Genomic DNA, 20,382 nt, shown 5'->3' with positions numbered 1-20,382 from the left:
CAACAATCGAGGCGAAAATGCGAGCACGTGAACTGGTGGTGGCCCTGGCGGCCGCCACCGCGATCTTCACAGGTGGCGTTCAGGCAAAGCCGCTGAGCAAGGACGAGGGGCCGGCCGAAATGCCGCCAGCGGGCTATACGGGTACCCAATATGTCGACAGCCGGGGCTGCGTCTATATTCGCGCGGGCTTTGGCGGTCAGGTCGACTGGGTGCCGCGGGTGAACCGCGCGCGTGAGGTGATGTGCGGGTTCAAGCCGACGCAGGCTGCGGCGTCTGCGCCGGTTGAAGCCGCCGTCGCCAAACCGGCCCCGGTTCCCGCCCCGGCACCGCAACAACCTGTCGCCGTGGCGCAGCCCGTCCGCAAGGTCGCGCCGCCGCCCGTGGCCGAACCGGCCCGGCCCGCGCCGATGCAGCTGGTGGTCAGTGACCCTGTGCCGACCACCGTGTTCGTGCCCAAGGGCTATGTCTTTGCCTGGAAGGATGGCCGGCTGAACCCGCATCGCGCCAAGGGCACTGCCCAGGGCGAGGCGCAGATGGATCAGGTCTGGACCCGCGACGTGCCCGCGCGTCTGGTCAAGGTGAAACGCGTGCAGGCCACCCGCGCCAAGGCCAGCCCGGCAAGCGTGTCGGTGCGCGTCTCGACCCGCGCCCAGCCGTCCAAGCCCGCCACCAGCGCCGGGCGCTATGTGCAGGTCGGCATGTTCGGCGTTGCGGCCAATGCCAAGGGCACCGTCGCCCGTCTGCGCGCCATCGGGCTGCCCGTGGCCGTCCGGCAGGGCCGCGCCGCTGGCAAGCCCGCCCAGATCGTCATGGCAGGGCCGTTCGACGATGCGGCACAATTGAATTCGGCCCTTTCGGCCGTCCGTAAGGCAGGGTTCCGGGACGCATTCACGCGATAAAAATAACCGGAACACAGAAAACGCTCCGCGCCCCACGAGAGTGCGCGGGGCGTTTTTCGTTTGGGGTCAGCCGCCGCAGATGCCCTGCACCCGCACCCAGTCGCTGTCGCTGATCACCGGCAGGCGCGACTGGCCGCGCATCGGATCGGCCTCGATCAGGCTCAGCGTGGTTTCGCCGGAAATATCGACCGCATAGGCATAGGGGGTTGATGGCACCTGCGCCTCGGCAAACCGGGCCAGCAGGGCGGCATCGTCGACCGGCGCAGGCTGGGCCGCAACCAGGCTGTGGGCGTGTTTCGCCAACGCCTTGTCGGGCAGGGTTCCGGTGGTCAGCAGGCGGAAACTGGCGATGGTGCCGGCCTGACGCAGCAGCCGGTCCAGCGGGTCTTGCGCGGCCATGCGCTCGGTCTCGGCCAGGATGAACCCGGCGACGATATCGGCATCCTCGTAATCCTCGACCAGGGCGCGGTTCAGCAGGATCGTGCCGCCCGGCAGATGGTTCGACACCGTGATCCCGCCCGGCAGCACCACCACGCCATTGCCCAGCCCGGTCAGCTTTTGCGACAGCCGCGCCAGTGCGCGATTGCCCGCCGGGGCCGAACAGGGCGCACCCGACAGGGTAGAGATCTGGCGCAGCAGCGACTGGCCGATTTCGGCGCGCACGCTGGGCGGCACCACCGACACCGTGTGCCGGCGCAGCGCCCCCGGCAGCCAGAACAGCAGCATTGCCACCACCAGCGCCACGCTGGCCCCCAGCAGCACCAGCCGTAACCGGCCGGGGCGGGGGCGTTGGCGCTCGATCGCGGTCATGACCTTGGCGATGGCGTCGATCATCACATCGTCGTCGATTTCCAAAAGCTCGGAATCTTCGGGGCCGGGGGCATAAAGCGCAGGGCTTTCGCCCGGGTTTACCCGCCGCACCGCCGCCAGCGACCAGTGGGTCAGCGCCACCTCGCGCATGTCCGCGATCACCAGCGAGGCATCCCCGAACGACACGATCACATCCCGACGCTGTGCGCCGGGATATTCCCGCCACAGCCCCGATGCCTCGAGTCGTTGAAATTGTGTCAGCGCCGTCATGCGCGGCCTTGCCTGCTCGTTACCATACCCTTGCCCCATACTATCGGGGGCAAGGGATGGCGACAATCAAATCAAGGCCGGGCCGATCAGTCGTCCAGCGTTTTCGCGACGGTGCGCAGCTCGAACTTCTGGATCTTGCCGGTCGAGGTTTTCGGCAGCTCGGCGAACACCACGCGTTTCGGTGTCTTGAACCCGGCCAGATGCTCACGCGCAAAGGCGATCAGCTCTGCCTCGGTGACGGTCATGCCCTCGCGCAGCTCGACAAAGGCACAGGGCACCTCGCCCCATTTCTCGTCGGGCTTGGCGACCACGGCGCAGAGCTCGACCGCGGGGTGGTGCATCAGCGCGCCCTCGACCTCGACCGAGCTGACGTTTTCGCCGCCCGAGATGATGATGTCCTTGGCCCGGTCGGTGATCTTGATATAGCCGTCGGGATGGCGGAAGGCGACGTCGCCGGTGTGGAAATACCCGCCCGCAAAGCTTTCGGCAGTGGCCTCGGGGTTCTTGTAATAGCCCTTCATCACCGTGTTGCCGCGGATCATGATTTCGCCGGCCGTGGCACCATCGCGCGGCACCGGGGCCATCTGGTCATCCAGAACGGTGGCCTCTTCGACCGTCGGCAAGGCCACGCCCGTACGGGCCTTGATCTCGGCACGCTCGGCCTGGGGCAGGTCGTCCCATTTCTCGGCCTTCCAGGTGGTTTCGGTGATATGGCCATAGGTCTCGGTCAGGCCGTAAACCTGGGTGACGTTAAAGCCCAGCGGCTCGATCTTGGCCAGGGTCGCGGCGGGCGGAGGGGCGCCTGCGGTGAACACTTCGACGATGTGGTCAAAGGGCGCGCGGTCTTCTTCCTTGGCATTGACGATGGCGTTCAAAACGATCGGGGCGCCGCCGAAATGCGTGACCCCGTCGGCCGAGATCGCGTGATAGATGTTGCGCGCCGTCACGTCGCGGCAGCACACCGCCGTGCCGCCCAGAACCGGCAGCATCCACGTATGGCACCAGCCATTGCAGTGAAACAGCGGCACGATCAGCAACAGTTTCGGATGCAGAACCATGCGCCAGGCAATCACGGTGCCCATGGTCATCAGATAGGCGCCGCGGTGGTGATAGACCACGCCCTTGGGCAGGCCGGTCGTGCCCGACGTATAGTTCAGCGCAAGGCTTTCCCATTCGTCCTGCGGCAGCACCCATTCGAAACCGGGGTCGCCCTTTGCCAGCAGATCCTCGTAATCGGGGTGGCGGCCCGAGGGCTGGAACCCGGCTTCGTGGTCGGGCGCCTCGACGATCAGCGGCACATCCTTGGCGTCCATGCGGCTGACTGCGGCTTCGACCAGCGGCAGCAGGGCGCTGTCGACCAGCACCACCTTGGCGCCGGAGTGACCAAAGATATAGGTCACGTTCTCGGCCTCGAGCCGGGTGTTGATCGTGCTCAGCACCGCGCCACAGGCGGGAACGGCCCAGGTGGCCTCGACCTGGGCGGCGATGTTGGGCAGCAGCGTCGCCACCACGTCACCGGGTTTGACGCCCAGTTGCGTCAGCGCCGATGCCAGGCGCGACACCCGCTCGTGCAGCTGCGTATAGGTAAAGCGGCGCGACCGGTCGATCAGCGCGATCCGATCCGGAAATACATCGGTGGCGCGCCGCAGATGCGACAGCGGTGTCATCGGCACGTGGTTGGCGGCACATTTGTCCAGCCCAGTTTCGTCGGCAAGCCAGCCCATTTCGTACTCCCCTCTGGCGTGGTCTTTTAATTGTCTGACATTATGGTCGAGACCCGCCCCCTTTGAAAAGGGCTTTTGTGATCTTTGCGACAAGTCGCCGCCGACATAGGGTAGCCCAATGATCATCTCGCGCAAACGCAGCTTCATCTTTGTGCATATTCCCAAGACCGGCGGCACCTCGATGGCGCTGGCGCTGGAATCGCGTGCGGCGGCCGATGACATACTGATCGGCGACACGCCCAAGGCGCAAAAGCGCCGCCACCGCCTGCGCGAGGCTCAGACAGCGGGGCGGTTGTGGAAACATTCGCGGCTGGCGGATGTGGCGGGGCTGATCCAGCCCGACGAGATGGCCGCGTTCTTTGTCTTTACCATGGTGCGCAACCCGTGGGACCGGATGGTCAGCTATTACCACTGGGCGCGGGCGCAGCGATTCGACCACCCGGCAATCACCCTGGCGCAGTCGCTCGATTTTACCGGGTTTCTCAACCATCCGCATACCCGCGCCTCGCTGGCGGCTGACGGGGCGGCGGGCTATGTCACCGCCCCCGACGGGCATGAACGGTGCGACGCCTTTGTGCGGCTAGAGCATCTGGAAACCGACCTGGCCCCGGTCGAGGCGCATCTGGGCTTTCGCCTGAACCTGCCGCATGTGAACCGATCGGCCCGGCAGGGGGACTATCACGGCCACTATCGGCCCGACGATGCCGCCCTGGTGGCGGATCTATGCGCGACCGATATCGCGCGGTTCGGCTATCGGTTCGACTAGGCGCGGCAGGCGGGCCAGCCGCGCCCCTGGCAATCAGGCAGCGGCAGCCTTGTCAAAGCGGCCATAGAACGTATCGCCCTTGTCGGCCATCTCGCGCAGCAGGGCGGGGGTGGCAAAACGCGGCCCGAAGCGGGCGGTCAGGTCCTCGCAGATCTCGACCGCGCGGCCCGCGCCCAGGATATCCAGCCAGCCGAACGGCCCGCCCGACCAGGGCGCGAAACCCCAGCCCAAAATGGCGCCCACGTCGCCCTCGCGGATATCCATCAGCACGCCTTCCTCCAGCGCGCGCACGGCCTCAAGCACCTGCGCCATCATCAGCCGGTGCTGCACCTCGTGCAGCTCGGGCTGCTCATCGGCCACAGGGTATTGCGCAGCCAGACCGTCCCACAGCCCGGTGCGCCGGCCCTTTTCGTCATAGGCATAGAAACCGGCATTGGCCTTGCGACCCATCCGGCCCAGATTGGCCATCCAGAACACCACCTCATCCACGTCATCATCGGGATAGGCATCGCCCATCGCCGCCTTGGTGGCCTTGGCGATCTTGACGCCCAGCTCGACCGAGATCTCGTCGACCAGCTGCAGCGGCCCCACCGGCATGCCCAAGAGGCGCGCGGCGTTTTCCACCAGCGCCGGTGCCACGCCCTCGCGCACCATGCGGATGCCCTCGTTGATATAGGGCAGGATACAGCGGTTGGCGTAGAAATAGCGCGCGTCATTGACCACGATCGGCGTCTTGCGGATCTGGCGCACGTAATCCAGCGCCTTGGCCACGGCGCGGTCACCGGTCTGTTTGCCCTTGATGATTTCCACCAGCATCATCTTGTCCACAGGCGAGAAGAAATGAATGCCGATGAACTGTTCGGGCCGCACGCTGGCCTTGGCCAGACCGCTGATCGGCAGGGTCGAGGTGTTGGTGGCAAAGATGCAGTCCTCGCCCACGATGGCCTCGACCTTTTGCGTGACCTCGGCCTTGATGCCGGGGTCTTCGAACACCGCCTCGACGATCAGATCCGCACCTTGCAGCGCGCTGTAATCATCGGTGGCGGTGATCCGCGCCAGCAGGGCCTCTTTCTGCTCAGGCGTGGATTTGCCGCGGCTGATGCCCTTGTCCATGTAGGTTTCGGAATAGGACTTGCCGCGCTGGGCGGCCTCGATGCTTTGATCGACCAGCACCACCTCGATCCCGGCCTGGGCCGAGACCAGCGCGATGCCCGCGCCCATCATCCCCGCCCCCAGAACGCCGACCTTTTTCACCCGCTGATCAGGCACATCCGCCGGGCGCGAGGCGCCTTTTTCCAGCTTTTCCTTGTTGATAAAGATCGACCGCATCATCGCCTTGGCCGAGGGGTTCATCATCACCGTGGTGAACCAGCGCGCCTCGACCTTGAGCGCGGTGTCAAAGGGCACCATCGCGCCCTCGTAGATCGCCGACAGCATCGCCTTGGCGGCGGGGTAGACGCCCTTGGTCTTGCCCAGCACCATCGCGTTGGCGCCGACAAAGGTCATGAAACCCGCCGGGTGATAGGGCGCGCCGCCGGGCATCTTATAGCCGCGCTGATCCCAGGGTTTCACCAGATCGGCATCCGTGGCTGACAGCACCCATTCGCGCGCGGAGGCAACCGGGTCATCGACCACCTCGTCGATCAGGCCCGCCGACTTCGCCTTTTGCGGTGGCACGGTCTTGCCTTCCAGCAGGAAGGGCGCCGCCGCCATCACGCCCAGCTTGCGCGTCAGCCGCGTGGTGCCGCCCGCGCCGGGAAAGATGCCGACCATGATTTCGGGCAGGCCGATCCGGGCCTTGGGGTTGTCGGCGGCAAAGATGCGATGGGTGCACAGCGCCAGTTCCAGCCCGACGCCCAGGGCGGTGCCGGGCAGGGCGGTGGCGATGGGCTTGCCGCCCTTCAGCGTCTTGGAGTCCATGCCCGCGCGTTCCACCTTGCGCAGCAGGGCGTGCAGCTTCATCAGCCCCTCGAACACGCCGCGCGCCGGGTCGCTGCCACGGGCCATGCCCGCCAGCACGTTCAGATCCATCCCGGCGGCAAAGCTGTCCTTGGCCGAAGTGATCACCACGCCCTTGACCGCCTCATCGGCCAGCGCCGCATCAAGATGCGCCTCGAACTCGGCCAGCCCGGCCATGGTCATCACGTTCATGCTTTTGCCGGCCAGATCCCAGGTGATCAGCGCGACGCCCTCGCCATCCACGGCATAGCTGAATTCAGTCATGTCTCTCTCCCTTTCAGGGTCTCGTCTGTGCGCGGATCAGGCCTGATCCAGCGGGCTGCCATCCTTGCGGGTGAAGACGGCCGTGCCATCGGCCACCTCAACCTTCATGTCGATATCGGAATACCAGGCGACTTCATGCGGGGCCTTGCTGCCCACCACCAGAAACCGCGCCTCGGCATCGGTGTTGTTCACGAAACAATGCCCGTCGGCCACACCGGCCGGAAAGGCCGCGCAATCGCCCGCGCGCATCACCGTTTCGCCCGCGTCCATGACCAGAGTGCATTCGCCCTGGGTGACCATCACGAACTCATCCTCGTTTTCATGCCAGTGGCGCAGCGACGAGCGCGCGCCGGGTTGCAGGATCACCAGATTGGCGCCGAACTGCGTCAGCCCGCCCGCCTGGCCCAGCCGCAGCGAACTGCGCCCGGCCATCTGTTCGCCGTAAGGGGCAGGGTAGATCGAGCCGGTCTTGACCGGCACCCTATCCATGTCGATCACGCCCATGGTCACACCCGTTCGATGATGGTGGCCGCGCCCATGCCCGAGGCCACGCAAAGCGTCGCCAGGCCGACGCCCTTGCCGGTGCGTTCCAGCTCATCCAGCAGGGTACCCAGAATTATTGCCCCGGTGGCGCCCAAGGGGTGCCCCAGCGCGATCGCGCCGCCATTGACGTTGACCAGCGACGGATCGACCTGAAACGCCTGCATGAAGCGCAGCACGACGGCCGAAAACGCCTCGTTCACCTCAAAGAGGTCGATGTCGGATATCGACATGCCGCTGTCGGCCAGGATTTTTTCGGTCACCGGCACCGGGCCGGTCAGCATGATCGTCGGATCGGTGCCGATCTTGGCCGTTGCGCGGATGCGGGCGCGGGGTTTCAGGCCGTTGGCCTTGCCGAATTCCTTTGTGCCGATCAGCACGGCGGCCGCGCCATCCACGATGCCCGAGCTGTTGCCGGCATGGTGGATGTGGTTGATGCGTTCAAGGTGCGGGTATTTCATCAGCGCCACCTGATCGAACCCCGGCATCACCTCGCCCATGTCCTTGAAGGCCGGTTTCAGCGCGCCCAGCGACGCCATGTCGGTGCCGGGGCGGGGGTATTCGTCGTGATCCAGAATGGGCAGGCCGTTCTGGTCGGTCACCGGAATGATCGACTTGTCGAACCGGCCCTCGGCCATCGCGACGCCCGCGCGGCGCTGGCTTTCGACCGCCAGCGCATCGGCATCCTCGCGCGAGAACCCGTATTCGGTGGCGATGATGTCGGCGGAAATGCCCTGCGGCACGAAATAGGTTTTCATCGCCAGCGACGGATCGACGGCAATGGCCGCGCCATCGCTGCCCATGGCGACGCGGCCCATCATCTCGACCCCGCCGGCGATATAGGCCTGACCGGCCCCGCCGCGCAGCTGGTTGGCGGCCATGTTCACGGCCTCTAGCCCGCTGGCGCAGAACCGGTTGATCGACAGGCCGGGGATGCGTTCGTCAAGGTCTGACGCCAGTACGGCCGAGCGCGCCAGGCATCCGCCCTGTTCGCCCACCTGGGTGACATTGCCCCAGATCACGTCCTCGACCGCATGGCCGGTCAGCCCGTTGCGGGCCTGGATTGCATTCAGGATCTGCGCGCTGAGGCGCAGCGAGGTCACCTCGTGCAGGCTGCCATCGGGGCGGCCCTTGCCACGGGGGCTGCGCACGGCGTCATAGATATAGGCGTCGGTCATCATGTCCTCTTTCATGCGGCCCGGTCACCGGGGTTTCCGGGCATCAGGTCATAGGGATGTTTCCAGCCGGGCAGGGCGGCGATGCCGTCCAGCCAGCGGTCGATATTGGGCCAGTCCGCGCGATCAAAGCCGAACGGCTCGGGGTAATAGAGGTAACCGCAGCAGGCCAGGTCGGCGATCGTGGGCTGATCGCCCACCAGCCAGTCCTGCCCCTCAAGCGCGCGGTTCAGCACCTTGAAGGCGGCGCGCAGGCGGCCCTGCATAAAGGTGATCACCTCGGCGGGGCGTTTCTCGGGCGGGATGAAATTCATCAGGAACCGCGTGGTGCCGCATTGCGACGACATCTTGTGATTGTCCCAGAACAGCCAGCGCAGGATCTCGCGTCGCTCGGCCGCGCTGCGCCCGCCGAACTGGCCGGTTTTCGACGAGATGTAATCCTGCATCACGCCCGATTGGGTCAGCGTCACATCGCCGTCGATCATCACCGGCACCTCGCCCATCGGGTTCAGGTCCAGAAACGCCTCGGACCGCGCCTCGCCGTTGAAGAAATCGACAAAGACCGGCTCCCACTCCAGCCCGGCCAGTTGCAGCGTCAGCGCCGCCTTGTAGGCATTTCCGCTTTCGCCAAAGCAATACAGCTTGATGGTCATCTCTTTCGGGCCTCCAGTTCGGCGTTGAACAGCCGCAACCGGTGCGACAGGTTTTCGTGGTTGGTGATGCTGTCGAAATGTTCGAACAGGAACGACAGCGCCTCGCCCTCGTCCAGACCGGCCTCGCGGGCAAAGCGGCGCAGGCGGCGGTATCCGTCCTCGGTCATCGCGACGGGAAAGCGGCGGGTCAGGCGCAGGCGCTTGGGCAAGGTCGGTCTCCTTGGGTTGGATCGTGTCATGCCGATCCTCGGGTCAGAATTGCCCCGCGTCCAGTGCCATTACCGGATCGGCGCCGGATTCGATGCGCGCAAGGTGCATCCCCGTCGCGGGCAGGTGCCGCGCCATGTAATAGCGCCCGGTGGCGATCTTGGTCTCGTAGAAGGCCGCGTCGCCGGTGCCAGAGGCCAGCGCATCCTGCGCGGCCTTGGCCATCCGCGCCCACATCAGCCCCAGGCAGACATGGCCGAAAAGATGCATAAAGTCATACGACCCCGCCAGCGCCGCATTGGGGTTTTTCATACCGTGCTGCATGAAATACATCCCCGCCGCCTGCAAATCCTTGCTGGCCTTTTTCAGCGGGTCCAAAAAGCCCTCTTTCAGTGCGGCATCGGCCTCGTTTTCCTTGATGAAGCTTTTGACCAGATCAAAGAAGGCCATCACGTGCTTGCCGCTGTCTGACGTCAGCTTGCGCCCGACCAGATCCAGCGCCTGCACGCCGTTGGCGCCCTCATAGATCATGGCGATCCGGGCATCGCGCACGAATTGCGACATGCCCCATTCCTCGATATAGCCGTGACCGCCGTAAACCTGCTGGGCCAGAACCGCGCTTTCGAACCCTTTGTCGGTGCAAAAGCCCTTGATCACCGGGGTCAGCAGGCTGACCAGCCCTTCGGCATCGGCGTCGTCCATCTTGTGCGCGCGATCCAGCAGCGTGGCCGACCACAGGCCAAAGGCACGCGCGCCTTCGATGAAACTTTTCTGATCCATCAGGCTGCGCCGCACATCGGGGTGCACGATCAGCGGATCGGCCGGCCCGTCGGGGTTTTCGGCCCCCGTCACCGCACGGCCCTGCAGGCGGTCCTTGGCATAGATCACCGCGTTCTGATAGGCGGCCTCGGCCTGGGACATGCCTTGCAGGCCAACGCCCAGGCGGGCCTCGTTCATCATGGTGAACATGGCGCTCATGCCCTTGTGCAACTCGCCCAGCAGATAGCCGGTCGCGCCGTCATAGTTCATCACGCAGGTCGAGTTGCCGTGGATGCCCATCTTTTCCTCAAGCGCGCCGCAAGACACGCCGTTGCGCTCGCCCAGGCTGCCATCGTCGTTGACCAGGAATTTCGGCACGATGAACAGCGACACGCCCTTGGTGCCCTCGCCACCTCCCGGCGCCTTGGCCAGCACCAGGTGAATGATGTTCTCGGCCAGGTCGTGCTCGCCCGCCGAGATAAAGATCTTTTGCCCGGTGATGCGATAGCTGCCGTCATCTTGCGGCTCGGCCTTGCTGCGCATCAGGCCCAGATCGGTGCCGCAATGGGGCTCTGTCAGGTTCATCGTGCCGGTCCAGTCGCAGGACACCATCTTGGGCAGATAGGTCGCCTTTTGCTGGTCGGTGCCATGGGCGTGGATGGTGGAATAGGCGCCGTGGGTCAGGCCCCAATACATGTTGAACGCCATGTTGGCCGAGACAAAGATCTCGCCCACGGCGGTGTTCAGCACCAGCGGCATGCCCTGACCGCCATAATCGGGATCGCAATCCAGCCCGGTCCAGCCGCCCGCCTTGACCTGCTCGAACGCGGGTTTGAAGGCCTCGGGCGTGCGCACAGTGCCGTTTTCCAGAACACAGCCCTCTTGATCGCCGACCCGGTTCAGCGGCGCCAGAACCTCGGACGCCAGCTTGCCGGCCTCTTCCAGCACGGCGTTGGTGAAATCGGCCTCAAGCTCGGCATAGCCGGGGATGTCGGACTGGTCGACCTTCAGCACATCGTGCAGCACAAAGGCGAAATCACGGGTGGGGGCGGCGTAGGTGGGCATCATGTCCTCCTGATTGCGGGTCAGTCTTGCTGAATTTCCGTCAGACGATTGGCCATCCAGTCCATCTGAACCTTGAGATCGCGGATCGCGTCGTTCAACTCGTCACGCTTGCGCTCAAGCTCGGCCAGATGGCGGCGCGAGGCGTCGATGGTCTTGCACAGCTGGGTTTCCTGCTGGTCGTCGATGTCATAGAGATTGAGCAGCTGCCGGATTTCCTCGAGGCTGAAGCCAAAGCGCTTGCCTTGCAGGATCAGGGTCAGCCGGGCGCGGTCACTGCGGGTAAAGAGGCGCTTTTGCCCCTCGCGCTTGGGGAACAGCAGTTCCTTGGCCTCGTAGAACCGCAGGGTGCGGGGCGTCACGTCGAACGCGCTGCACATTTCACTGATGGTCGAGAATTCGTCGTCCATGGCTCTGCCCATATGTCTCGTCTCGAGAGAAGAATGGGCAAGCGGGGTGGGTCTCGCAAGTGACGTTTACGTAAACGTCAATATGACGTGGCGTTAGCCGCCCTCAGTCCTTCAGCGTCACCGCCACGTCGTCGCGCAGCTTTTGCAGGTCGGTGATGGTGTCTTGCAGGTCCTGCACCTGTTTTTGCAGCACTTCCAGCTGCCGGTCGGCACGTTCGACCCAGACGCGGTTTTGCGCCTCGGTGCCTTCGCTTTCATACATTTCCAGCCACTGGCGGATTTCCTCAAGGCTGAATCCAAAGCGCCGACCGCGCAGGATCAGTGTCATGCGGGCGATCTCGCGTCCGGTGTAGAACCGGCTACGGCCTTCCTTCTCCGGGCTGAGCAGCTCGATATACTCGTAATACCGCAAAGTTCGCGGTGTCACATCGAATCGCGCGCACATCTCTTTAAAGCTCAGACGCTCGCCAACCATTGCACTTCCCTGTTGTCTTTATGACGTTACGAAAAATCGTTGCTAACGTAACGGTAAACCCATCAGAGGCAGTGTGCAAATCAGTTCAGGAAACCGGGGGCAAGAAAATAGAACCCATAGGCCACGATAAGCGCCGGGATGGCGGAATAGGCGGTTGCCAGGAACGCCGCCCGCGGGCTGAGCGCGATGGCGGGGAACAGCGCGTCGCCGTCGTTTGAGATCGCGTTGCCGATCAGGGCCGAGAACGGGATCGCCCCGTTGATATACAGCGTGCAGACCAGAACCTGCGGCCCACAGCCCGGCACGAAACCGACGGTAATCGCGATCAGCGGCAACATCGGGGCAAAGGTCTTGAACCAGGCCTCAAGATCAAGCCCGGCATAGACCGCCGCCAGGTCATAGGCCAGGTAGGCGGCCAGGACCCAGACGGTGATGAAACTGGTTTCCTCGGCGGCCCTGGTCGCGGGGGCATCGGCGGGGTTGGTCATTGCCGTAACCGGCGAGATGGCCCAGATCGCAAGGCCCAGGCCGATGCCGGCACAGGCGATGGCGGTCACGGGAATGCCCAGCATCTGGGTGATCTCGATCTGGCCCAGCTGCGCGGCGCCGACCACCAGGCCGGGCAGGGCGATGGCCAGATAGGCCCAGTCGCGGGTGCGTACGCGGCCGATCCGCGGGGCGATGTCGCATTTGGCAACCGGGCTGGCCTCGGGCATGGGGGCGATGCGATCCACCATCCAGCCCGACACGATACCCACAGCCAGCGACAGCGGCAGCACCACCATCGCCGCGTCGGGCCGCGTTGCAATCAGCAAAAAGGCCGCGTCGCCCATCGTGGCGGTCAGTGTCGCCACCATCGCGCCAAGGCCCACATGGCCCGAGCTATAGGCCGCCACAACCACAACGGCACCGCCGCAGCCGGGCGTGGCGCCCAACAGCGCGGCAACCGGCACCTGCCAGCCCCGCGCGTTTTCCAACGCGGTGCCCAGATCAAAGCGGAACAGCCGCTCGGCCCCGTAGAACAGCATCAGCGTCGCCGCGACAAACACCGACACCTGCGTAAAGGCATCGGTGAACAGCCCGCGCGTCATCTCGCCCAGCTCGCCGGGGGCCAGGGCCAGGGCCAGATAGGCCAGCACCACCAACAGCCGCCGGGGGCGCAGAGGCCCGGGCAGGCGGGCCGTCAGCGACGATCCACGGGCAGGCGTATGAAGATCGACAGGGGTCATGTGCTCACGCGACGTTAAATGCGAATAATTCTCAATTGCACATTTAGGGGCTTGCCGTCGCCTTGGCAAGAGCGAATACACTGCAGTGCAGAAAAAGGGGTGGTCATGTCGGACGAGCGTCAGGAACTTGCACAACAATTCATCAATGGCATTCCCCATGCGCGCGCCCTGTCGATCCGAGTTGATGAGCTGGGCGAGGGTGTGGCGGAACTGTCCATGCCCTATGACGAACGCCTTGTCGGCGATCCGCTGACCGGGGTGATCCATGGTGGCGCGGTGTCGGCGCTGCTGGATACCTGCGCGGGGGCCTCGGTCATGGCGCATCCGACCTCATCGCCCGTCACCGCCACCATCGACCTGCGGATCGACTATATGCGCCCGGCCACGCCGGGGCAGCGCATCGTCGCCCGCGCCGAATGCTATCACGTCACCCGCTCGGTGGCCTTCGTCAAGGCGGTGGCCATGGATGAGGACCGCGACCGGCCCGTCGCCACGGCCTCGGGCGCCTTTACCGTGGAGGGCCGGAAATGACGCGTACCCCTCCTGAACCCATGCAAGTGGTCAAACAACGCCGCGATGCCGCGCTGAACGCGCTGGTGCATGGCGTGCCCTATATCAACTATCTGGGTATCGAGTTCGACCGCCGCGGGGACGAGCTGACCGCCATCCTGCCCTTCAATGACACGCTGATCGGCAACCCGTTTCTGCCCGCGCTGCATGGCGGGGTGACCTCGGCCTTTCTCGAGGTGACCGCGATCATCGGCCTCAGCTGGTCGATCCTGTGGGATCGGATGGAGCGCGGCGATCTGGACCCCACCGCGCTTGACCCCGCGCATCTGCCGCGCCTGCCCAAGACCATCGACTTTACCATCGACTACCTGCGGTCGGGCCTGCCGCGCGACGCCTATGCGCGGGCGCGGGTCAACCGGTCGGGGCGGCGCTATGCCAGCGTTCATGTCGAAGGCTGGCAGGACAACCGCAGCCGGCTGTTCGCACAGGCCACCGGCCATTTCCTCATGCCCCAGGATGACCGCTAAGCCCGTCACCCATGCGCGCGTGCTACGCATTGCCTGGCCCATTGCCCTGTCGAATGCCACCGTGCCCATCCTGGGCGCGGTCGATACCGGCGTTGTGGGACAACTGGGGCAGGCGGCCCCGATCGGCGCCGTGGGCATCGGTGCGATCATCATCGGCGGGCTTTACTGGATCTTTGGCTTTCTGCGGATGGGCACGACCGGCCTGACCGGCCAGGCGCTGGGCGCGGGCGACGCGCCCGAGGTCTCGGCCCTGCTGTCGCGGGCGATGATGCTGGCCATGGCGGCGGGGGTGCTGTTGATTGCAGGCCAGATCTGGCTGTTCAACGCGGCCTTTGCCATCTCGCCCGCCAGCCCCGAGGTCGAGGGCCTCGCGCGTCACTACATGAGCATCCGCATCTGGTCATCGCCCGCCGCGATCGCGGTCTATGGGTTGACCGGCTGGCTGATCGCGCAGGAACGCACCCGCGCGGTGCTGGTCATTCAGCTGTGGATGAACGGCGTCAATATCGTGCTGGATCTGCTGTTCGTGTTGGGGCTGGACTGGGGCGTGGGCGGCGTGGCCACGGCCACCGTCATCGCCGAAACCAGCGGCGCCGCGCTGGGCCTGTGGCTGTGCCGCGACGGGTTTAACACCCCCGCCTGGCGCGACTGGCCGCGCGTCTTTGATCGGGCGCGGCTGATCCACATGGCGCGGGTCAATCGCGACATCATGATCCGGTCAATGCTGTTGCAGGCGATCTTTATCTCGTTCCTGTTTCTGGGCAGCGATTTCGGCGACGTGCCGCTGGCCGCGAACCAGATCCTGCTGCAATTCCTCTATATCACCGCCTATGCGCTGGACGGGTTCGCCTTCGCGGTCGAGGCATTGGTGGGGCAGGCGTTGGGCGCCCATGCGCGGGAAACGTTGCGCCGCGCGGCCAAGCTGTGCCTGATCTGGACGATGAGCACCAGCGCGGTGCTGGCGCTGATCTTTGCGGTGGCGGGCGGGCTGATCATCGACCTGATGACCACGGCGCCCCTGGTGCGAGAGGCCGCACGCGCCTATCTGCCCTATATGATCGCGGCGCCCCTGCTGGGCGCGCCCAGCTGGCTGCTGGATGGCATCTTCATCGGCGCGACACGCAGCACAGACATGCGCAACATGATGGCCCTGTCCTTTGTGATCTACGTGATCGCGGCGGCGCTGTTGATCCCGCCCCTGGGCAATCACGGGCTGTGGATCGCCTTTTTGATTTCCTTCGTGGCGCGCGGCCTCACGCTGGGCTCGCGCTATCCCGCGCTGGAACGTCTGGCCGATTAAAGCCCGTCGAAATCGCACAGGGCATGCACATCCATGCCCATCTTTTCCAGCCGCGCCCGCCCGCCCAGATCGGGCAGGTCGATGACAAAGGCGCAGCCGACGATTTCGCCGCCCAGACGCTCGATCAGCTTGATCCCGGCCTCGGCCGTGCCGCCGGTGGCCAACAGGTCATCGACCAGCAGCACGCGCTCGCCCGGCTGAATGGCGTCATCGTGGATCTCGACCACGGCCTCGCCATATTCCAGCGTGTATTCTTCGGAAATCACCGCGCCGGGCAGCTTGCCCTTTTTGCGAACCGGAACAAAGCCCAGCGACAGCTGATGCGCGATCGCGCCGCCCAGGATGAAGCCGCGCGCCTCGAGCCCGACAACCTTGTCGATCGGCATGCCGGCATAGGGGTGCAGCATCTGGTCGATCGCCATGCGAAACCCGCGTGGGTCGGCGAACAGCGTGGTCACATCGCGGAACATGATCCCCTCATGCGGGAAATCCACGATGGTTCGGATGTAATCCTTGACGGTTTTGCGGGGGGGCATCGGCAGACCTTTCGCGTGAACTGCCGATGTTGTGGCCTAGCCGCGCGCGCGGATCAAGCGCGGTTCTTTACCTCGCTGAAATAGCGATACAGCCGGCCGGGCAGCCAATTCAGATGCGGCTTGCGCCAGTCCATCCGGTCGCGAACCAAAAGCGATTGTGCCGTTTGCAGCATCATTTTTTGTTTCCTCCTACATGCTCGATTGAGTAACTAGTAATGCAAACTGATATGTTTTGTATATACATTGCATATCAGTGTGAATCAATTGTGACAGCGTGAAAAATCCGTGAACAAGAGATCTGACAAGAAAAAGAACAACAAAGACAGTCAGTTGGTTCTGCGGCTGGACAAGGCGCAGCGCGACGAATTCGTGCAGCTGTGCAAGGATATGGACACCAGCGCCGCGCGCGAGATTCGCGGATTCATCCGCCGGTTCATTCAGGAAAACACCGAACAGTAGGGCCTACAGCACCCGTCCCGCCACCGCGTCCAGCCGCGCCACAACCGCCGGATCGCGCTTGGACGGCGCGGTCAGGATGGCATGATCCAGCGCCCGGTCGCAGCCATCGGCGCAGGGAGCGGGCGCGCCCAGCAGGGCGGGCAGGCGGGTGATCAGGTTGCGCGCCTTGTCGGCATTGCCGGTCAGGATGGCCACGATATCGCTGATATCCACCGCGCCGTGGTCGGGGTGCCAGCTGTCGTAATCGGTGACCATCGCGATGCTGGCATAGCACAGCTCTGCCTCGCGGGCCAATTTGGCCTCGGGCATGTTGGTCATGCCGATCACGTCACAGCCCCAGACCTCGCGGTAGAGTTTCGATTCCGCCAGGGTCGAGAACTGCGGCCCTTCCATCGCCAGATAGGTGCCGCCGTCATGCATGGTGATCCCGGCCGCGCGCCCCGCCGTCAGGCAGGCCGCCGACAGGCGCGGGCAGGTGGGGTGTGCCACCGACACATGCGCCACGCAGCCGGTACCAAAGAACGATTTCTCGCGGGCGAATGTGCGGTCGATGAACTGATCGACCACCACGAAGTCGCCCGGTGCCATCTCTTCGCGGAACGACCCGCAGGCCGACACGGCCACCACATCGGTGCAGCCCAGCCGTTTCAGCGCGTCGATATTCGCGCGATAGGGCACCGTGCTGGGCGAATGCACATGGCCGCGTCCGTGGCGGGGCAGAAAGGCCATCTCGGCCCCGTTCAGCCGCCCGGTCAAGATCTGGTCAGAGGGCGCGCCCCAGGGGGTGTCGACGCTGCGCCATTCGGCGCCTTCCAGCCCGTCGATATCGTAAACGCCCGAGCCGCCGATGACCCCGATCTTGCGCGCCATGCCTGTTCCCCCGATGGTTGTGCCGCCCCACTTTAGACCGGCGAAAGCGGCTGTAAACCCGGCAAATGCGGCCATGCGCGCGGCGCAGCCCCGGTATTTTCTGCGGTGCAGCGGTTTCCTTTAAGGCAAAATGCGGCTATCCAGCACGGGCGCGAACAACCGATCCCAATCAGGACAGATCCCTTGCCCCGATCCCTTCTTGCCGCTTTTGCCGAGCGTTACTCGCCCGCATCCCTGTCGATGTCGCCCGCCGGGCTGACCCCCGGCCGCATCAAGACCGAGCTCTTGGCCGGTCTGACCGTGGCGCTGGCGCTGGTGCCCGAGGCGGTGGCCTTTGCCTTTGTCGCGGGGGTGCATCCGCTGGTGGGCCTTTACGCGGCCTTTTTGGTCGGCCTGATCACGGCGCTGATCGGCGGGCGGCCCGGCATGATCTCGGGCGCGACCGGCGCGCTGGCGGTGGTGATGGTGGCGCTGGTGGCCGAGCACGGCGTCGAATACCTGTTCGCCACCGTGGTTCTGATGGGCATCATGCAAATTCTTGCGGGCATATTCCGGCTGGGGAAATTCATCCGGCTGGTGCCGCACCCGGTGATGCTGGGCTTTGTGAACGGTCTGGCGATCGTGATTTTCCTGGCGCAGATGACCCAGTTCAAGATTGATGGCGAATGGATGACCGGCTGGCCGCTGATCACCATGCTGGCGCTGGTCGTGGCCACGATGGTGATCATCTGGGGCATGCCCAAGCTGACCCGCGCCATTCCCGCGCCGCTGGCGGGCATCGCGATTACCGCCGGCCTGGTCATCGCCTTTGGTATCGACGTGCCGCGCGTGGGCGACATGGCCTCGATCGAGGGCGGGTTGCCGCAATTCCACCTGCCGATGGTGCCGTTCGATCTGCACACGCTGGAAATCATCTTTCCCTATGCGCTGATCCTGGCCGCGATCGGCCTGATCGAAAGCCTGCTGACGCTGAACCTGGTCGGTGAAATCACCGGCGAGCGCGGCGGCGCCAGCCAGGAATGCATCGCCCAGGGCACGGCCAATGTGGTCACCGGTTTCTTTGGCGGCATGGGCGGTTGCGCCATGATCGGCCAGTCGATGATCAACGTGAAATCGGGTGGGCGGATGCGCCTGTCGGGCATCTCGGCGGCGCTGTTTTTGCTGCTGTTCATCGTGGCCGCCAGCCCGCTGATCGAGCAGATCCCCCTGGCCGCGCTGGTCGGCGTGATGTTCATGGTGGTGATCGGTACATTCGCCTGGCAATCGCTGACCATCATGCGGAAAATCCCGCTGGCCGATGCGCTGGTGATCGTGCTGGTGACCATCACCACCGTCGCCTATGACCTGGCCATCGCCGTGGTGGTGGGCGTGATCGTATCGGCGCTGGAATATGCCTGGCAGAATGCCAGCCGCATCCACGCCCGCACCAGCGAAACCCCCGACGGCGCCAAGGTTTATCAGATCCAGGGGCCGCTGTTCTTTGGCTCGGCCGCGGGGTTCTCTGAAATCTTCGATATCGCCGCCGATCCCGAACAGGTGATCATCGACTTTGCCGACAGCCGCGTCGCCGACCAATCGGCCCTGACCGCCATCGAGGCCATCGCCGCGAAGTACGAGGCCGCCGGCAAACAGGTGCAACTGCGCCATCTCAGCCGCGACTGCCACCAACTGCTGACCAAGGCCGGGCAGCTGATGATCGATTCAGACGACGACCCCGATTATCAGGTCGCGACCAACTATGCCGTGCGCACCGGCGTGCTGGGGGCAGGGCACTGATCGCCCGGCGACAGGCCAGCCTATTGACGTAATTGCATCACGATGGGGGCAGGTCGCCTGCCCCGGTTGTTCAAGGTTTAAAGGGGGGCTTGTGCCCCCCGCCTTTTAGCCAGGAACGGGCATCAGATCCGCGGTTTCGCACTCACGGCCGATTTGACTTGTCCTACTGGCAAGCGGGCCGTGTCGCGGATGCCGGCTCTCTATCAGATATCAACAGGCTTGGTTTTGGCGCAGCGTGCAGTGTTTCTGGCGTTGTACGCCAAGTCGCCTGAAAAAAATCGTGCTTAGCTGAGGGACAGCCAAAGGAGGATTGGCTGGCGAGGAGACATACCAGGGATCAAAATCACCCTTTCACGCCCCAACCCGTTCATTGGCGACGGGTCGCGGCAGACGCCGTTGGCGTCGGTGAAACCTAGTTCTGGCGCTTATGGCGCCAGCAAAGCGAACCATTGGGTGCGTCAGCCTCTGATGGCGATCAGTCACAAAACACAATTCAACAGGTGGTCAATGAAACATCAACTTATCGCACTTCTTTCCGTGGCGGCCGGTGCAGGTAGCCCCGCGTTCGCCCAGGAAGTGAACATCGAACCTGAAATCCTGACCGTCGAAGAGCGTATCTCTGAAGGAGAGCATGTCTTCGTCATGGATTTCGGCATCAACGGGTCCAGCCAGATCTCGATCCTGAACGCTAACGACCTGTCCATGGCCGGCACTATCGGCACGGGCACGTTTGCACAGATGATGATGTCGCCGGACATGGCGTCGCTTTATACCGGGTCGGTCTATCTGCGGCGCTATACCTATGGCGAAGTCGAGGGTGTGGTTCAGCAGTGGAATGCCTCGACCCTGAACCCCGAGCGCGAACTTGTCGTATCGAACAAGCTGGCGCAAACGCTTAGCCAGAAGGGCATCATCAATCTTTCGGCGGATGGCAACTACCTTGTCCTGCAGAACGCCACGCCTGCGACCTCTGTCAATATCGTCGACCTGAAGGCCGGCAAGGATCTGGTGGAAATTCCGACCCCCGGCTGCTGGACGGCCTATCCCTCGGTCGAGAGCACTTCGTTTTCGACCCTGAGCCTCCCCATCTGAACTGGTCCACCGTTATGTTTAGGAAACGGAGGACTGAGAATGGCGAACAAGCGACCGAAGCCCGAAGAGATTGTCTCGAAGTTGCGGCAGGTTGAAGTTTTGATGGGGCA

Annotated in this window: 22 protein-coding genes; 8 read left to right on the top strand and 14 right to left on the bottom strand. The window is 64.3% G+C overall.

The features are described 5' to 3' along the window. The first annotated feature begins 17 nt into the window (after positions 1-17). Positions 18-899, top strand: a complete 882-nt coding sequence (locus OE856_RS12805; protein WP_263716538.1) for an SPOR domain-containing protein — start codon at positions 18-20, stop codon at positions 897-899. A 66-nt stretch (positions 900-965) separates the two neighbouring features. On the opposite strand, the gene OE856_RS12800 is transcribed toward OE856_RS12805, so the two are convergent. Together OE856_RS12800 and OE856_RS12795 are read right to left on the bottom strand one after the other, a co-directional pair. Then, a complete protein-coding gene (locus OE856_RS12800) occupies positions 966-1,979 on the bottom strand; it encodes a hypothetical protein (RefSeq protein WP_263716537.1) in 1,014 nt (337 codons plus the stop codon). Positions 1,980-2,065: 86 nt separating this feature from the next. Further along, positions 2,066-3,703 (bottom strand): long-chain-fatty-acid--CoA ligase, encoded by a 1,638-nt coding sequence (locus tag OE856_RS12795; RefSeq protein ID WP_263716536.1) that lies wholly within the window; start codon positions 3,701-3,703, stop codon positions 2,066-2,068. 118 nt (positions 3,704-3,821) lie between these two features. Between OE856_RS12795 and OE856_RS12790 the strand changes: the two genes are divergently transcribed. Further along, positions 3,822-4,469 (top strand): sulfotransferase family protein, encoded by a 648-nt coding sequence (locus OE856_RS12790; RefSeq protein WP_263716535.1) that lies wholly within the window; start codon positions 3,822-3,824, stop codon positions 4,467-4,469. Positions 4,470-4,502: 33 nt separating this feature from the next. On the opposite strand, the gene OE856_RS12785 is transcribed toward OE856_RS12790, so the two are convergent. From OE856_RS12785 to OE856_RS12745, 9 genes are all read right to left on the bottom strand, one after another. After that, positions 4,503-6,692 (bottom strand): 3-hydroxyacyl-CoA dehydrogenase NAD-binding domain-containing protein, encoded by a 2,190-nt coding sequence (locus tag OE856_RS12785; RefSeq protein ID WP_263716534.1) that lies wholly within the window; start codon positions 6,690-6,692, stop codon positions 4,503-4,505. Between the two features lie 36 nt (positions 6,693-6,728). After that, a complete protein-coding gene (locus OE856_RS12780) occupies positions 6,729-7,196 on the bottom strand; it encodes a cupin domain-containing protein (protein ID WP_263716533.1) in 468 nt (155 codons plus the stop codon). A gap of 2 nt (positions 7,197-7,198) precedes the next feature. After that, the gene (locus OE856_RS12775) at positions 7,199-8,410 is read right to left on the bottom strand and encodes an acetyl-CoA C-acetyltransferase (protein WP_263716532.1); all 1,212 of its coding nucleotides are present in this window, start codon (positions 8,408-8,410) and stop codon (positions 7,199-7,201) included. Positions 8,411-8,421: 11 nt separating this feature from the next. Next, positions 8,422-9,060 carry a glutathione S-transferase family protein gene (locus OE856_RS12770; RefSeq protein ID WP_263716531.1) on the bottom strand — a complete coding sequence of 213 codons (639 nt, stop codon included), beginning with the start codon at positions 9,058-9,060 and terminating at the stop codon, positions 8,422-8,424. Beyond that, the gene (locus OE856_RS12765; RefSeq protein WP_263716530.1) at positions 9,057-9,269 is read right to left on the bottom strand and encodes a hypothetical protein; all 213 of its coding nucleotides are present in this window, start codon (positions 9,267-9,269) and stop codon (positions 9,057-9,059) included. Before OE856_RS12765 ends, OE856_RS12770 begins: the two co-directional genes overlap by 4 nt. A gap of 43 nt (positions 9,270-9,312) precedes the next feature. Further along, the gene (locus OE856_RS12760) at positions 9,313-11,091 is read right to left on the bottom strand and encodes an acyl-CoA dehydrogenase C-terminal domain-containing protein (protein WP_263716529.1); all 1,779 of its coding nucleotides are present in this window, start codon (positions 11,089-11,091) and stop codon (positions 9,313-9,315) included. Between the two features lie 20 nt (positions 11,092-11,111). Continuing rightward, the gene (locus OE856_RS12755) at positions 11,112-11,498 is read right to left on the bottom strand and encodes a MerR family transcriptional regulator (RefSeq protein ID WP_263716528.1); all 387 of its coding nucleotides are present in this window, start codon (positions 11,496-11,498) and stop codon (positions 11,112-11,114) included. A gap of 103 nt (positions 11,499-11,601) precedes the next feature. Then, positions 11,602-11,973 carry a MerR family transcriptional regulator gene (locus OE856_RS12750; protein ID WP_263716527.1) on the bottom strand — a complete coding sequence of 124 codons (372 nt, stop codon included), beginning with the start codon at positions 11,971-11,973 and terminating at the stop codon, positions 11,602-11,604. Positions 11,974-12,053: 80 nt separating this feature from the next. Beyond that, complete coding sequence (locus tag OE856_RS12745) at positions 12,054-13,202, bottom strand: putative manganese transporter (RefSeq protein ID WP_263716526.1); 1,149 nt, start codon at positions 13,200-13,202, stop codon at positions 12,054-12,056. Between the two features lie 105 nt (positions 13,203-13,307). On the opposite strand from OE856_RS12745, the gene OE856_RS12740 reads away from it, so the two are divergent. The 3 genes from OE856_RS12740 to OE856_RS12730 are packed head-to-tail and all read left to right on the top strand — an operon-like array spanning position 13,308 to position 15,539. Then, positions 13,308-13,733 carry a PaaI family thioesterase gene (locus OE856_RS12740; protein WP_263716525.1) on the top strand — a complete coding sequence of 142 codons (426 nt, stop codon included), beginning with the start codon at positions 13,308-13,310 and terminating at the stop codon, positions 13,731-13,733. Continuing rightward, on the top strand, positions 13,730-14,239 hold the full coding sequence (locus OE856_RS12735; RefSeq protein ID WP_263716524.1) for a PaaI family thioesterase: 510 nt from the start codon (positions 13,730-13,732) through the stop codon (positions 14,237-14,239). Before OE856_RS12740 ends, OE856_RS12735 begins: the two co-directional genes overlap by 4 nt. After that, a complete protein-coding gene (locus OE856_RS12730; protein ID WP_263716523.1) occupies positions 14,229-15,539 on the top strand; it encodes an MATE family efflux transporter in 1,311 nt (436 codons plus the stop codon). Before OE856_RS12735 ends, OE856_RS12730 begins: the two co-directional genes overlap by 11 nt. Here the strand turns inward: OE856_RS12730 and OE856_RS12725 are convergent. Together OE856_RS12725 and OE856_RS12720 are read right to left on the bottom strand one after the other, a co-directional pair. After that, a complete protein-coding gene (locus OE856_RS12725) occupies positions 15,536-16,075 on the bottom strand; it encodes an adenine phosphoribosyltransferase (RefSeq protein ID WP_263716522.1) in 540 nt (179 codons plus the stop codon). The genes OE856_RS12730 and OE856_RS12725 overlap by 4 nt on opposite strands. Positions 16,076-16,128: 53 nt before the next feature. Continuing rightward, complete coding sequence (locus OE856_RS12720; RefSeq protein WP_263716521.1) at positions 16,129-16,251, bottom strand: hypothetical protein; 123 nt, start codon at positions 16,249-16,251, stop codon at positions 16,129-16,131. 109 nt (positions 16,252-16,360) lie between these two features. Here OE856_RS12720 and OE856_RS12715 point away from each other — a divergent pair, with 109 nt between their 5' ends. After that, positions 16,361-16,534: a hypothetical protein gene (locus OE856_RS12715; protein ID WP_263716520.1), complete on the top strand. Its 174-nt coding sequence runs from the start codon at positions 16,361-16,363 to the stop codon at positions 16,532-16,534. A 3-nt stretch (positions 16,535-16,537) separates the two neighbouring features. Here OE856_RS12715 and OE856_RS12710 read toward each other — a convergent pair whose 3' ends face one another. Continuing rightward, positions 16,538-17,404, bottom strand: coding sequence for an S-methyl-5'-thioadenosine phosphorylase (locus OE856_RS12710; protein ID WP_263716519.1), 867 nt, complete (start codon positions 17,402-17,404; stop codon positions 16,538-16,540). A gap of 240 nt (positions 17,405-17,644) precedes the next feature. Between OE856_RS12710 and OE856_RS12705 the strand changes: the two genes are divergently transcribed. Both OE856_RS12705 and OE856_RS12700 read left to right on the top strand, forming a co-directional pair. Continuing rightward, entirely contained in the window at positions 17,645-19,180 is a 1,536-nt protein-coding gene (locus OE856_RS12705) for a SulP family inorganic anion transporter (protein WP_412174888.1), read from the top strand. Between the two features lie 507 nt (positions 19,181-19,687). Continuing rightward, a complete protein-coding gene (locus OE856_RS12700) occupies positions 19,688-20,272 on the top strand; it encodes an amine dehydrogenase large subunit (RefSeq protein WP_263716516.1) in 585 nt (194 codons plus the stop codon). The last annotated feature ends 110 nt before the right edge of the window (positions 20,273-20,382 follow it).

The organism is Actibacterium sp. XHP0104 (assembly GCF_025751515.1).
Lineage (GTDB): Bacteria > Pseudomonadota > Alphaproteobacteria > Rhodobacterales > Rhodobacteraceae > Actibacterium_D.
The sequence above is the reverse complement of the archived record's forward strand: the minus strand, read 5'-3'. Positions and strand labels throughout refer to the sequence as shown.